This is a genomic window from Agrobacterium rosae (assembly GCF_002915175.1).
GTDB lineage: Bacteria > Pseudomonadota > Alphaproteobacteria > Rhizobiales > Rhizobiaceae > Agrobacterium > Agrobacterium rosae.
The window spans coordinates 1-13,483 of sequence record NZ_NXEJ01000003.1; the positions used below are offsets into that span (position 1 = coordinate 1).

Annotated in this window: 11 protein-coding genes and 1 tRNA gene; 5 read left to right on the forward strand and 7 right to left on the reverse strand. The window is 56.0% G+C overall.

Translation table 11 applies throughout. The annotated features are described in order from the left end of the window. The first annotated feature begins 125 nt into the window (after positions 1-125). A tRNA-Met gene (locus CPJ18_RS05735) sits at positions 126-202 on the forward strand. Between the two features lie 298 nt (positions 203-500). Here the strand turns inward: CPJ18_RS05735 and CPJ18_RS05740 are convergent. Further along, positions 501-1,334, reverse strand: coding sequence for a helix-turn-helix domain-containing protein (locus CPJ18_RS05740; RefSeq protein ID WP_077107609.1), 834 nt, complete (start codon positions 1,332-1,334; stop codon positions 501-503). A 277-nt stretch (positions 1,335-1,611) separates the two neighbouring features. Between CPJ18_RS05740 and CPJ18_RS05745 the strand changes: the two genes are divergently transcribed. Continuing rightward, a complete protein-coding gene (locus CPJ18_RS05745; protein WP_244554323.1) occupies positions 1,612-2,517 on the forward strand; it encodes a helix-turn-helix transcriptional regulator in 906 nt (301 codons plus the stop codon). Positions 2,518-2,565: 48 nt separating this feature from the next. On the opposite strand, the gene CPJ18_RS05750 is transcribed toward CPJ18_RS05745, so the two are convergent. The 6 genes from CPJ18_RS05750 to CPJ18_RS05775 form a co-directional block, all read right to left on the reverse strand. Then, entirely contained in the window at positions 2,566-3,402 is an 837-nt protein-coding gene (locus tag CPJ18_RS05750) for an alpha/beta fold hydrolase (RefSeq protein ID WP_305764698.1), read from the reverse strand. A 269-nt stretch (positions 3,403-3,671) separates the two neighbouring features. Then, positions 3,672-5,273 carry an MFS transporter gene (locus CPJ18_RS05755; RefSeq protein ID WP_103587364.1) on the reverse strand — a complete coding sequence of 534 codons (1,602 nt, stop codon included), beginning with the start codon at positions 5,271-5,273 and terminating at the stop codon, positions 3,672-3,674. Then, positions 5,273-5,713, reverse strand: a complete 441-nt coding sequence (locus CPJ18_RS05760) for a DoxX family protein (RefSeq protein ID WP_103657399.1) — start codon at positions 5,711-5,713, stop codon at positions 5,273-5,275. Before CPJ18_RS05760 ends, CPJ18_RS05755 begins: the two co-directional genes overlap by 1 nt. Positions 5,714-5,882: 169 nt before the next feature. After that, positions 5,883-7,865: an amidohydrolase gene (locus CPJ18_RS05765; RefSeq protein WP_077107598.1), complete on the reverse strand. Its 1,983-nt coding sequence runs from the start codon at positions 7,863-7,865 to the stop codon at positions 5,883-5,885. Beyond that, positions 7,865-8,155, reverse strand: coding sequence for a XapX domain-containing protein (locus tag CPJ18_RS05770; protein WP_077107599.1), 291 nt, complete (start codon positions 8,153-8,155; stop codon positions 7,865-7,867). The genes CPJ18_RS05765 and CPJ18_RS05770 overlap by 1 nt, the downstream gene beginning before the upstream one ends. Before the next feature lie 61 nt (positions 8,156-8,216). Further along, positions 8,217-8,909 (reverse strand): hydrolase, encoded by a 693-nt coding sequence (locus CPJ18_RS05775; RefSeq protein WP_077107600.1) that lies wholly within the window; start codon positions 8,907-8,909, stop codon positions 8,217-8,219. A gap of 215 nt (positions 8,910-9,124) precedes the next feature. On the opposite strand from CPJ18_RS05775, the gene CPJ18_RS05780 reads away from it, so the two are divergent. The 3 genes from CPJ18_RS05780 (at position 9,125) to CPJ18_RS05790 (ending at position 13,418) form a co-directional block, all read left to right on the forward strand. Continuing rightward, positions 9,125-10,045 (forward strand): LysR family transcriptional regulator, encoded by a 921-nt coding sequence (locus CPJ18_RS05780; RefSeq protein WP_077122028.1) that lies wholly within the window; start codon positions 9,125-9,127, stop codon positions 10,043-10,045. A 462-nt stretch (positions 10,046-10,507) separates the two neighbouring features. Beyond that, complete coding sequence (locus tag CPJ18_RS05785) at positions 10,508-11,887, forward strand: GntP family permease (protein ID WP_153366932.1); 1,380 nt, start codon at positions 10,508-10,510, stop codon at positions 11,885-11,887. Positions 11,888-12,143: 256 nt separating this feature from the next. Continuing rightward, positions 12,144-13,418: a DUF2254 domain-containing protein gene (locus tag CPJ18_RS05790; RefSeq protein WP_077107603.1), complete on the forward strand. Its 1,275-nt coding sequence runs from the start codon at positions 12,144-12,146 to the stop codon at positions 13,416-13,418. Positions 13,419-13,483: the final 65 nt, after the last annotated feature.

A 13,483-nucleotide genomic window follows, 5' to 3' on the forward strand; every position in this document is an offset into this window, starting at 1 on the left:
GGTATCTTGCCAAGGTAAAATACCGGGAAAAGACGACATTTTGCCTCCGGCAAAAGTCGGGTAGAGACGCAAACTCTGCGAGTTTGCTCTGGCGCGATAAATCCCCTCGGGATTTACGCTGGTAACGCGGGGTGGAGCAGCCCGGTAGCTCGTCAGGCTCATAACCTGAAGGCCGCAGGTTCAAATCCTGCCCCCGCAACCAAACTTTACGAAAATTCCCACAATCAAGATAAAGAATGCCAAACTCCTCACCACACGTGTCCAGGAGTTGTTTGCGGTGCGCATGAGGGGCGATCTCACACGACGCAAGCCGCGCCACCACTTCGGTCTGGGCAGCGGCGCGGAAACGCTGCGCCAGAGGATTCAGAACCTCCAACAATCACATGATGGTGGCTATGTCTTCGTCAACATACAAGGATGACGGCTGACGGTCGGGTGTCTTGGCAATATCACGGTGCGGAAAATGCGAGACCAGCCGAAATGTTGTCGGAGAAGCTAGGTCATATGTTTCGTCGCCAAGTCCCAGGAGTTGTCCCCATGAAAGCAGAAAACACCCGCGTGAAGTGGCTCTGGTCCGCAAATCCGCAAGCTACCGCAATTTCGGCGAGCGAAATGCTGGTGGCGCTGATCATGTGCCGGGCGCGATCGATACGTTGGTTCAGGAGCCACTGATAGGGCGTCAGGCCAGTTGCTTCCCGGAAGGCGCGAATGAAATAGCCGCGCGACAGGTTGCAGGCTTCGGCCACATCGGCGATCGACACTTGGCCTTCGACATGTTCGAGAAGGATCGATTTTGCCATCTCCAGATGCGCGCGAGACAATGTTCGCGCCTTGCTGACGGCAGGGACGGTCTTTCCACCGTAACGCTGAACCAGATAGGTGCCGATAGCCGTCGTCATCTGGTCAACGAACAAAGCATTCGCCTCTTCTGGACGCTGAAGCGCGGGAAGCAGGGCGCGGGCTAGGTTGGCAAGGACGATGTCTTTGCATGCCGTTTCTGTCGTCAGCAGAGTTACGCCACCCACATCCGCATCTTCCGCAATCTTTGCAAGGGAAGAGGGCGAAATCTGAAACAGCATGAAATCGAAAGGCGTGCTGAGATCGGCTTTGTAATTGTCGGAGAGGTCGCGGATGTAGATCGCGTTTTCAGAAAAATCATGGTTGGTTGCATGGTTCTCGTGAAAGATCCGCCGCTGATGACCGGTGCGCAATGACACCCCAACCACAAAGCCCTGATTGCTGCCGAAAGTCTTCACCTGATCAAGCGCGGTGGACTGCGTCGCCTTGCGGAAAATGTCTATGTTCGAGGATGACAGGCTTTGGTTGATCGACAGTTGCGTCAACGTGCAGCCGAACTTGTCGGAGGTTTTGCCGGGGATGGGGAGGCCTTTATCGTCTGGAGCGGCACTCATGAAACCCACCTTCCTTTTGATTGCAGCAGCGGCGTCCGTTAAGGGCGAAATGGGTTCAGAATTGCAATCAGTTTACTGACTGTAACCACTCTACAAGAATGCTTTTATACAAGATAGCCTGACAAATAATGTGTAGAAAACTGCGATAGATGATCCGCAATCAGGCCCGCAACGTAGTTTATGCAAGAACGATACAAATGTGAGTGAATGGTTGGCAGTCAGTGAAAAAATTGCAGCGAGCTTTGGTGTAAAAGCGGCAAGAGCATTGGTCATCAGGCCTTTACGGGATGCCCAACTCACCGTTGTGCATCTTCAGCAATGTTATGAGCATGGCAACAGCCGCGTCATTCTGGAGCCTGATAACGCATTCCTCGTCATGCTCTATCTTGAGGATGCCCAGCATTCCGATATCGGGTCGGACGAGCGGTTGGAACCGATCAAGATCTATCGCAAGGCCTCCATCTGTCTCGTGAGTCTGAAACAGGGTGCGGCGATTTCCATCAATGGTCGGCTGGATGTGCTCGCCTTCCATGTTCCGTTTTCGCATCTTGACGAACTGACCGAGGAAGCAGGCGAGCCTCGGATCGATGATTTCCTGACCTGTCGCGGTTTGCGTGATCAGGTGATTCGCAATATGGGCGCAGCGCTTATGCCCATGTTTGACATGCCGGATGAGATGAGGGATACGCTCGTTCCCCACATCGGTCTCGCCTTCATCGCCCATCTTGCCCATAAATACGGCCGGTCTCCCGCCCAACGTCTTTCGGCATCCGGTCAGCTCACCTCCATGCAGGAAAAGCGGATCAAGACCTATATTAATACCAATCTTTCCCGCGACATCGGCGTTGAGGACATTTCCGTGGCCAGCGGCTTTTCGGTGGAAGAGCTATCCTCCGGCTTTGAGGAAACGACGGGTCATGCAATTAGCGAGTGGCTGTTGGCCAGCCGAATTGCCAGAGCAAAAGCCTACCTCACCAAGACTGGCGAGAGCATCGATCAGGTTGCAGAGGCCTGTGGTTTCAGCGACCAGCCGACCTTCATTGAAAATTTCACGCATTCCGTAGGTGTTACGCCGGACGAGTGGCGCTCGCGCAATCGCCACTAGGCTGATGATGCCGACGACACTTGGCCGTCGGCATCATGTTGAGTTGGCTTATGCCTTGATGAAGGCCAGCAGGTCGGCGTTCAGTACGTCGGCATTGGTGGTCAGCATGCCGTGCGGGAGACCGAGATAGGTCTTGATCGTGCCGTTCTTCAGCAACTTGATGGCCTTGTGAGCCGCATCCGCAATTGGCACGATCTGGTCGTCTTCGCCATGAAGAACCAGCGTTGGCACGGTGATCGTCTTCAGGTCTTCCGTCTGGTCGGTTTCCGAGAACGCCTTGATGCCATCATAATGAGCCTTTGCGCTGCCCATCATGCCCTGACGCCACCAATTTTGGATCACACCTTCATGAACGGTCGCGCCTTCACGGTTGAAGCCGTAGAATGGACCGGCAGCGACATCGCGGAAGAATTGCGCGCGGTTGGCAGCAGTGGCTGAGCGGAAGCCATCGAAGACGTCCATCGGCAGGCCTTCAGGGTTGGCTTCTGTTTTCAGCATCAGCGGTGGGACGGCGGACACGAGGACGGCCTTCGCGACACGACCGGCAGGCTGGCCGTACTTTGCGACGTAGCGGGCAACTTCGCCGCCGCCTGTGGAATGGCCGATGTGAACGGCGTTCTTCAGGTTCAATGCTTCGACAACGGCGAACGCGTCGGAAGCGTAATGGTCCATATCATGGCCATCGGAGACCTGGGAAGAGCGACCATGGCCGCGACGATCGTGGGCAACCACGCGGTAGCCGTTTGCGAGGAAGAACAGCATCTGCGCGTCCCAGTCGTCGGAAGACAAGGGCCAGCCGTGATGGAATACGATTGGCTGTGCGTCCTTCGGACCCCAGTCCTTATAGAAGATATCGGTGCCGTCTGTGGTTTTAACGAAGCCCATTGTCGTGTCTCCTGTGGTTGGATTTGGGTTTGTGGCAATCGGTGCAGCATGGACTGGGCGGGTTGGAAGCAGCACTCCCGCAGTCATGGCAGCGCCGACAAGAAGTGCATCACGGCGGCTCAGAGTAAAACTGTCGTTGGCCATGATGGCTCCCTGTTCGTTTGAAGTGGTTTCGTGTGCAATACGTTTGTCTAAGAATGCGTCGAAAACGAACGGCTAACAATTGCAACAAAAGTCTCGAATATATTTCGATAATTGCAATAATTCTATCATGTCGTTTTACCCGGTTTGTTGATTGTCAGAAGGTGCCGAACCACGGGCTTTTCCGGACCGGTATGGAATGCGATGACCTTGCTCTGAACATCCGCGTCCGCATTGGACACGCGCTTGTGCTGACGCAAATGCTCTGCCCAGGATTCCACCATGAACCATTCGGTGATCTTCTCGGGGTCGGCGGAGTCTTCTGTAACGCCCCAACCATATGCACCATCGCGACGTCGTTCGGATGACATCTCATCGAGCGCATGCAGGAACTTGGTGCGGTTGTGCTTCTCTACATGGTAGTCGATCAGGATCAGAACCGGGCCGCGATCATGTGCGACAGGCTCGGCAACCAGCGGCTCCGGCCAATGGTTGGAGGATACCAGATCCGCATCGCCTGCGGGAAGCTTCACGCGGTGCATGATGAAGCCCGCAACCATTAGTCCGGCTGCTCCGATGAGCAGCGTTGACGAGACGCCAACGGCTTCACCGACGGCACCCCATCCAAGGCTGCCCGCCGTCATCGCACCATTGAAGACTGTTAGATAAACCGCAAGTCCACGGCCTCTGACCCAGTTGGGCAGAACGGCCTGCGCTGCACCATTCAGGGTCGTCAGCGCCGTGATCCAGGATGCTCCGAGAAACAGCAGGATGACGATGGCTAGCCATTGAGGTGGGGCCAGAGAAAGAAAGCCCATGACGAGGGCTGTCACGATGGCAGAGCCGAGAAGCAGGCCATTGGAATCAAAACGCTCGCGTAGTTTAGGCATCACCAACGCACCGCCAATGGCACCCGCACCGACCGATCCGAGCAGAAGCCCGTAGAAGCTGGCATCACCGCCGAGAAGCTGGCGGGCGACGAGGGGCAGGAGTGCCCAGACCGCGCTGGCAAAGGCGAAGAAAATCGCGGCGCGCAGCAGCACCACATGCAGCGGTTTGCTGGCACGGGTATATCTCAGGCCTGCGCGGAAGGCGCCGAAGAAACCTTCGGACAAAGCGTCGTCCGCATTTTTGGCACGTGGCCACCAGATCAGCGCCGCTATGACCAGGATATAGCTGGCAACATCAGCGCCATAGGTGACAGCAGCTCCGAAAGCCGCAAGCAGCAGACCACCCGCCGCAGGGCCTATCGACCGGGCAATGTTGATGCCAAGCGAGTTGAGCGCAACCGCGCCTTTCACATCTTCACGCGGCACCAGTTCGGGAACGATGGCCTGCCATGTCGGCCCCATCAGGGCTGCGCCGATGCCGCCCAGAAATGTGAGACCGATCAATGCGCTGATCGACAGCATGCCGAGATAGGACAGCGTCATCAGCGATATGCTGACGCTGGCAAGCAGAAGCTGGATGGCGATAAGGAACTTGCGGCGATCAAGAATATCGGAGAGCACGCCTGCCGGGATTGCCAGAAGGAAGATCGGCAACGTACCGGCGGCCTGCACAAGAGCCACCGCTGCGGGCGCTGCGGAAAGATCGGTCATCAGCCAGGAACTGGCGACATCGCGCATGAAACTGCCGGTGTTGCCCAGAACGGTTGCTGCCCAAAGGACTGCAAAAACAGGCTGGCGCAGCGGGGCAAAGCTCCCGCCTGTGGATGTGCGAGCCGTCATCACTTCGCTCCCTTGGCGAGGTCGGAGGCGGCAACGAAGACGAACGCACCGGCAAGGCCGAGATGTTCGAAGAAAGCGTTGGTTGCCATCATGCGGTCCATGCCGGGATCCATGTCCCAGAACCGGAGCGCGATGAAAGTGGCCATTAGCGTGAAGCCCGCAAGTGCTAATGCTCCTGCCCAGCGCAGAACGCCTGATATCACCATGGCAGACGCCGTCAGCTCAAAAATGATGAAGACGAATGCGAAGACGGCGGCTGGATGCAGGCCAAAATGGTCCATCTCGGCCATGGCACCGTTGAAATCGAAGATTTTGGTCAGCGGACCCTGAATATAGGCGGCGCAGAGCGCGAGCAGCGCAACGGTACGCGCCGCTGGTATTGCGATAATGCCCTCCAGACCTCTTTTCAGTCGATTGGTGGTAGGTGTTTGGTAGGTCATGGCTGCTCCTGCAGGTTGGCCCGGTTTGAAGGGTTGTCGTCTTGCGATGGAGCGATCTTGGGCCGAAAACTTGCCGCTAACAATTGCATCAATAGTTTCGATTTAATTGCATTTTTTGTAATTATGAGAGCGAACGGGCGGCAAGACCCGTTCGCCTGAGCAGGAGCGATCACACCGCCCAGCACGAGCAACCCAGCGCCCCGAAGAAGCCCTTGAGATCGGCAATCGGCAGTTTCGACGTCCATGCACCTGCATGATCATGGCCGTGAACGCCGCAATCACTCGCGCAGCCGCAGGAGGTTATGGCCGTGCGGCGCAGCGACCGTTGACCGGCACCTTCCGGTTCGCCCCAGGCGGCATAACCGCCGAACTTTCGAACCGGGGACCAATCCGGCATGGCTGGCGGCACGTCGTTTTCATCCAGCGCCTTGAAGTCACCCGAACCGTAGACGATCTTGCCTCCGACCATAGTGAGGTCCGATGTCAGGAACGAGATTTCGTCTTCAGCGCAGGAGAAGAAGTCCTTGTCCGGCACGACGAGATCGGCGAACTGGCCCTTTTCGATGCGACCCTTCTTACCCTCCTCATTGGAAAACCATGTGACCTTTTCCGTCCACATGCGCAGCGCGGTTTCCCGGTCCAGGCAGTTTGCGCGCGGATAAAGCTGCATGCCACCGACTGTTTTGCCCGTTACCATCCACGACAGCGACACCCATGGATTATAGGAGGCGACGCGGGTCGCATCTGTACCGGCTGAGACATGGACGCCCTTGTCCAGCATTTTGCGGATCGGAGGCGTTGCTTCGGCAACACCGTGGCCATAGCGCTCGGCGAAATATTCGCCCTGATAGGCCATGCGATGCTGGGTTGCGATGCCGCCGCCGAGCGCCGCGATCCGGTCGATGGAGCGATCCGAAATCGTCTCTGCATGGTCGAAGAACCAGTTCAGGCCTTCAAGCGGTATGTCCTTATTGACCTTTTCGAAGACGTCCAGCGCGCGCGTGATTGTTTCGTCATAGGTGGCGTGCAGGCGCCATGGCCAGCGATTTTCTGCCAGAACCCGCACCACCTCTTCCAGCTCGCCCTCCATCTCCGGGGCCATTTCAGGCCTCGCCTGGCGGAAATCTTCGAAATCGGCTGCGGAAAACACCAGCATTTCGCCTGCGCCATTGTGGCGGAAGTAATCGTTGCCCTGCTTGTATTTGACCGAGGATGTCCATTTGAGAAAATCCTCTTTCTCTTCCTTCGGCTTTTGCGTGAAGAGATTATAGGCCAGACGAACCGTCATCTGGTTTTCGTCGGAAAGTTTCTGGATGACTTCGTAATCATCCGGATAATTCTGGAAACCACCACCCGCATCGATGACGCCGGTAATGCCCAGCCGGTTCAGTTCCCGCATGAAATGGCGCGTGGAATTGACCTGATAGTCCAGCGGCAGCTTAGGACCCTTGGCCAGCGTGGAATAGAGAATGCCCGCATTCGGCTTGGCCAGCAGCAGCCCTGTCGGATTTCCGTTGAGATCGCGGGTGATCTCGCCGCCCGGCGGGTTGGGCGTATCACGCGTGTAACCAACGGCGCGAAGGGCGGCACCATTGAGAAGCGCCCGGTCATAAAGGTGCAGCAGGAACACCGGCGTGTCCGGCGCAATCGCGTTAATTTCTTCGATTGTCGGCAAGCGCTTTTCCGCAAACTGGTGTTCGGTGAAACCACCAACCACGCGTACCCATTGCGGGGCAGGGGTGTTTGCCACCTGTCGCTTCAGCATATCCATTGCATCGGCCAGCGAGCGAACGCCATCCCACCGTAGTTCCATGTTGAAGTTCAACCCGCCGCGCACGACGTGGGTATGGTTGTCTATTAGGCCCGGCAGGACGCGTTTGCCTTTGAGGTCGATGATCTTCGTGTCCGGTCCGGCAAGTGCCATGACATCGTCATCGCTGCCCACTTCGTTAAAGAGACCGTCTTTGATGGCTATGGCCGTCGCATTGGGGTTGGCACGATCCAGCGTCGTGACGCGACCATTGTGAAGGATGATATCGGGATGCATGGTGTCTGCTCCGGTCTTGTTTGGATCCGCGGCTTTGGCCGGCGAGAAGATATTGGACAAGGCGAGGCTGGAAGCCGCACCCAGGAATGTGCGGCGCGTCGTCATCAGCCTTTACCTTCAGGCGCGTCTTGTCTGGAGGCCGCAAGATCGACAGTGGTCTGCCCGCCCTTGGGCATGTGGCCGAACATGTGCGGCTTGATATGGTTGAGCCACGAGACTGCTGCTGGCTCCTTGTTCCAGATCGTCTTTGCCAGCGGCACGATCTGCTCGCCAACGAGAATGCCAAGAAGACCGACGAGAGCGATGACGGGCGGGGCGGGTGAGCGGACGTTGAGAAGGCCGTAAATAACTCCGACGAGGAGGCCGACGGCAAGTGAGAGCAGGTAGATTTTCATCGAAGCGTTCCTTTTCCAAAATGACGGCCCCGCCCGACAATTCAGGCGGGGCAGCTTCAAATCAGATGGCGGCCGGGTTCGGGCCGATGCGCTTGCCGTGGCTGACGCGCTCGGCACCGCCGTGGACGTGGGTCACGGCGTAATCGATGCCCATGCCGTAAGCGCCGGAATGCTCTTTGACCAAGGTCGTGACGGCATCGTATGTTTCCTTGCGTGCCCAATCGCGCTGCCATTCCAGAAGTACCTGCTGCCAGGTGACGGGGACAACACCCGCCTGAACCATGCGATCCATGGCATATTTGTGCGCATCCACAGAGGTGCCGCCGGAGGCGTCCGCAACCATGTAGATTTCATAATCCGTGTCGTTCATGCAGGAGAGCGCGAAGGTCGTGTTGCAGACTTCCGTCCAAAGACCGGCGACGACGACCTTTTTACGACCGTTTGCGGCATTCTTGGCAAGCGCATCGCGGACGTTCTGGTCATCCCAGGAATTCATCGAAGTGCGTTCGAGAATGTCATTGTCTGGCACGACAGCCAGCAATTCCGGGAACGTGTTGCCCGAGAAGCTGTCTGTTTCGACAGTCGTGATCGTAGTCGGAATGTTGAAAATCTTAGCGGCCTTGGCAAGGCCTACGACATTGTTCTTCAATACCTGCCGGTCGATGGATTGCACGCCGAAGGCCATTTGTGGCTGCTGGTCGATGAAGATGATCTGGCTGTTCTGGGGCGTTAGAACCTGAAGCTTGTTGGACATTGTCGTCTTTCCTTCGATGTGTTGACTAAGGGAATGGAGGAGGGGAGGAGTTAAGTCTTGAAGGTTATGCCGACCGATTGTCTGAAAGTGACATCGTGCTGCTGGCCTTCCTTTTCTGAGTTCGTTGTCTGGTGTGATTTGAAATTTAAACCAGTTGATCACGCGGAAGAATTGCAATAATAATTGTCAATGAATTGCGTTAGGTGAAATAATAGATGAACGACTATAAGGCGTTGCGAACCTTTTTGATGGCTGCGGAGAAACGCAATTTCGCGCAGGTCGCGCGCGAACTGGATATGACGCCTGCGGCGGTGACTCGGGCAATCGCTGCACTTGAGGACGATCTCGGCGTTCAGCTCTTCGTGCGCACGACGCGGCAGGTTTCTTTGACAACCGACGGCGCAATCTATGCGGCGCAGATACAGCCCGCCTTTGAGGCGTTGGAAAATGCCCGAAAAGACGTGATGAACACCCACAAAGCCGACCACGGCCGCCTGCGGATCAGCGCGCCCACATGGTTCGGCCAGCAGGTCCTGCCGCCGATCCTGTCCGTGTTCCGGGAGCGTAACCCAAAGATCAGCTTCGAAGTGTCCCTCGGTGATGGTCTGGTCAACATCATCGATGACGATTTCGATCTGGCGATCCGCATCTCGGCGGCACCATCGGACAAGTTCACGATCTGGCGTAAAATTAGCGTGGTAAAGCGTATTCTTGTTGCGGCTCCGGGAAGCCGGTTTGCGGATATACAGCATCCAAGTGAACTGACGCCGGACGATTGCCTCGCCTATAGCGGGGAAAGCAGGAGGGAGAATTGGGCACTTTCCGATGGCAATGGAAGCGCCAGCATCTCAGCCGGCAGAGCGTTCAGTGCCAATAGCGGCGAGGTGCTCGCGAGCATGGCAGTGGAAGGCAAAGGCGTGGCATTACTTCCAAAATTTCACGTTTCCGGGCATCTGAGATCGGGAAAACTCGTCCACATTTTGGCGGAATGGACACCCCCGGACCTGTGGCTGACGCTCTATTATCCACCCTATCAAGCGCTACCGCCCCGAATTGCGTCCTTCTCGAAATTCTTCGAAGAGGAGGTCCCCGGCTTCATGGCTCATGATGGTGGTTGCGAAGTTTTGCAATCATAAAGATAGCCTCTGTCAAAAAACCAAATTTAGCTGTGATGACCGTGATTGTTGTGAATCAGATTACGCCTGCAGCCGCCGCAGAAGAAGAAAATTCAACCCGCAGATGAGACTGCCCGTATTCCATGACGGCTTTTCCATCCCCGTCCCAAACATGGTACATCCGCTTACGGCTCCGCACCGGCCAATACGAAGAACAAGTATTTGGGTGGAATCAAAAAAATATACAAATATCGTCACTGAAACGAAGCGGGCGGGCGTTCGACCCCTATCAAAAGCATGGGCATGCCCTAAAAAGCGCAACACTCAGTAATGTTACTGGTAAATCATCGTCTCGCGTTGAAGCCGAGCGGCTGCTTCTTCATAAGAGGACCGAACTGGTTTTTGTGAGCTCAAACATTTAGCTACAAGCGACTGTTTGATGCAGGCGGCGAAAGTCAGCGTCCGCATTAAAGGAGTATTCATTTGCCGGAATTCGAACAGACGTTGTCTGCAGGTACCTTGATTTCCATAGCAGTGGGCGCGGTGGCGCTTCTGTTATTGCTCATCATCAAATTTCGTGTTCACGCCTTTGTGGCACTCATTCTCGTCAGTTTTTTGACTGCGCTTGTTACGGGCATTCCGACGGCAAACATTATGAACACGCTCACGACGGCCTTCGGCTCCACGCTCGGTGGCGTGGCGCTTCTCGTTGGGCTTGGTGCGATGCTTGGCAGGCTATTGGAAGTGTCCGGTGGCGCGCAGGCTCTGGCCGATGACCTTATTCGGCGTTTCGGAGAGCAACGCGCGCCAATGGCTTTGGGAATTGCGTCTCTCTTTTTCGGCTTTCCGATCTTCTTTGACGCAGGCCTGGTCGTCATGCTTCCGGTGATGTTTACGGTTGGTCGCCGTCTCGGTGGTAGCCTGCTGCTTTACGGCATACCGGTCGCAACTGCGTTTTCCTGCATGCACGTTTTTGTACCACCGCATCCAGGACCAGTTGCAGCATCTGAGCTATTGGGTGCTGATGTCGGCTTGCTGATTATCGTTGGGCTGATTGTCGCTATTCCCACATGGATCGTTGCTGGCCATTTTTTTGGACAATGGATCGGGAAGCGTATCTTTCTACCTATTCCAGACAATGTCTCTGAGGAAAATTCGGTGGAAGGCGACGTGTCCTTGCCGAGCGCCGGTTTGGTGGTCGCGCTTTTGCTTCTGCCTTTGTTGTTGATCTTCATGAACACCGGGCTGGATTTTGCGCGCGCCCAAGAATGGGTCAGCAAAGACGCTGCCTGGTTCCAGCTGCTTCGGGCCATTGGTTCGACGCCGATCGCACTTTTGATATCGGTTTTGGTCGCTGGCGTCGTGCTAGGCCCAATGCGTGGTCGAGATCCCCTGAAGGTTGAACGCATCGTGGAGTCCGCTCTTGGCCCTGTCTGCTCGGTAATCTTGATCACCGGGGCGGGTGGCATGTTTGGTGGTGTCCTTCGCGCCTCTGGAATTGGTAACGCGCTTTCGAGCGCACTGGCAGATATCGGGATGCCCGTGTTTGTTGCGGGCTTTTTGATCGCTACGGCGCTACGCGTTGCGCAGGGTTCGGCGACTGTGGCTCTCATCGCCGCCGCCGGACTTATCCAACCTGCGGTCCAGGCTGCTGGTTACCAAGGCATTGAACTGGCTGCTATCGTGATAGCAGTCGCATCGGGCTCTGTTATGCTCTCCCATGTGAACGATTCCGGCTTCTGGCTTGTTGGCCGGTTTTTCAACATGGATATTAAAACGACGTTCAAGACATGGACGGTGATGCAGACTTTGGTTGGTCTATTGGGCTTCGCCTTGTCGGGGCTGATCTTCACCTTGGCTTGAACCGCGCCAATGGATCCAAATTCGATGACCACTTTTCTCAAGGCCTGGCGTCAGAGTGGTGGTCATCGAAACATTCAAAATGGTAATGTGCTCCAAGCATAAGCAGACCACCGCCAGGTGATGAAATTAGCCTATGAGAGGGACTCCGCCTTTTACGGCTTGTCGATCTGTGAACGTGAGCGCGAATTGCACGCATTGCTGATCAGGAAAGCATCGTGTTAATCGACACCCTGCATTCTTTGAATATGGAATTCTAATGACATCACGCTGGGGCTGGTTTTTTGCAAAAGTCGCGCGCCGCATCTGGTTCCGCGCGACATTGTTTTCCATTCTGGCCGTCGCCACCGCCTTGGTTGCCATCTTTGTCAGTCCCTATATTCCGAGTGACCTACCGACCCAAATCGGCGCTGACGCCGTTGACAATATCCTTGGCATCATTGCTTCGAGCATGCTGACGGTCACGACATTCTCTCTCAGCACAATGGTGTCCGCCTACTCGGCAGCCACCACCAATGTGACGCCGCGTGCGACAAAGCTGGTGATGGAAGACAGCACGACGCAAAATGTGCTGGCGACCTTTGTCGGTTCGTTCCTATTCAGCCTTGTCGGCATCATTGCGCTGAGCACCGGTGCCTATGGCGATCGTGGTCGGGTCGTGCTGTTTATCGTCACGATCGCTGTTATCGTGCTGATCGTCGGGACGCTCTTGCGCTGGATCGACCATCTCTCACGTCTTGGTCGCGTCACGGAGACCACGGAGCGGGTCGAAAAGGTGACAATCGAAGCTATGCGCTCGCGACGCCAGCGCCCCTATCTTCGGGGCCATAAATTGGCCGATACCGAGGACATTCCAACCTCTGCAATCAATGTATTTATCGACAGAATCGGTTATATCCAGCACCTCGATATCGCCGCGCTGTCGCGCATTGGCAAAGATGCTAAGGCACGGATTTTCGTGCGGATGATCTCAGGACAACTGATCGATCCGACCAGCCCGATCGCATCAGTCGAGGGTATCGAAAGTGATGACCTCGAACAGACCCTTGGTGCCATCAGGACATGCTTTTCGGTCGATGATACCCGCTCTTACGACCAGGATCCGCGGTTCGGCGCGTCGGTTCTATCAGAAATCGCGTCTCGCGCCTTGTCTCCGGCGGTGAACGATCCAGGCACTGCCATTGATGTCATCAACCGCTCGCTGCGCGTTTTGGCGGTCTGGAATGAGCCGGTAGACCCTTCATCGCACGATGAAATCGAGTTTGACAACGTTTACGTTCCGCCAATCCTTCTTGACGACATTTTCGATGACCTGTTCACGCCGATTGCACGCGACGGTGCAGCCCTCGTTGAAGTCTGTCTTCGTCTTCAGAAGGCGTTTGGCATTCTTGCACGCTTTGATCAGTCCCGCTTTCGGGACAATGCCGTTCGACACTCCAAGGAAGCCCTTGCGCGTGCCGAACTGGCATTGACACTCGAGAGCGACAGGCAGCGGGTAAGGGACGTTGCCCACAGCATCAAAATCGCGCAATAACCCCGTATCGAGCGCCCTGACGCGACGCAAAAATCGTCTGCATGGCCAGCCGGGATGCCGAAATG

What these genes read in the sequence shown, in the direction of transcription:
- CPJ18_RS05760 (WP_103657399.1), bottom strand. Translation starts at nt 5,713, where the DNA reads ATGACCTACCAAACACCTACCACCAATCGACTGAAAAGAGGTCTGGAG.
- CPJ18_RS05790 (WP_077107603.1), top strand. Translation starts at nt 12,144, where the DNA reads ATGACATCACGCTGGGGCTGGTTTTTTGCAAAAGTCGCGCGCCGCATC.
- CPJ18_RS05755 (WP_103587364.1), bottom strand. Translation starts at nt 5,273, where the DNA reads ATGACGGCTCGCACATCCACAGGCGGGAGCTTTGCCCCGCTGCGCCAG.
- CPJ18_RS05770 (WP_077107599.1), bottom strand. Translation starts at nt 8,155, where the DNA reads ATGAAAATCTACCTGCTCTCACTTGCCGTCGGCCTCCTCGTCGGAGTT.
- CPJ18_RS05765 (WP_077107598.1), bottom strand. Translation starts at nt 7,865, where the DNA reads ATGACGACGCGCCGCACATTCCTGGGTGCGGCTTCCAGCCTCGCCTTG.
- CPJ18_RS05780 (WP_077122028.1), top strand. Translation starts at nt 9,125, where the DNA reads ATGAACGACTATAAGGCGTTGCGAACCTTTTTGATGGCTGCGGAGAAA.
- CPJ18_RS05750 (WP_305764698.1), bottom strand. Translation starts at nt 3,402, where the DNA reads ATGGGCTTCGTTAAAACCACAGACGGCACCGATATCTTCTATAAGGAC.
- CPJ18_RS05775 (WP_077107600.1), bottom strand. Translation starts at nt 8,909, where the DNA reads ATGTCCAACAAGCTTCAGGTTCTAACGCCCCAGAACAGCCAGATCATC.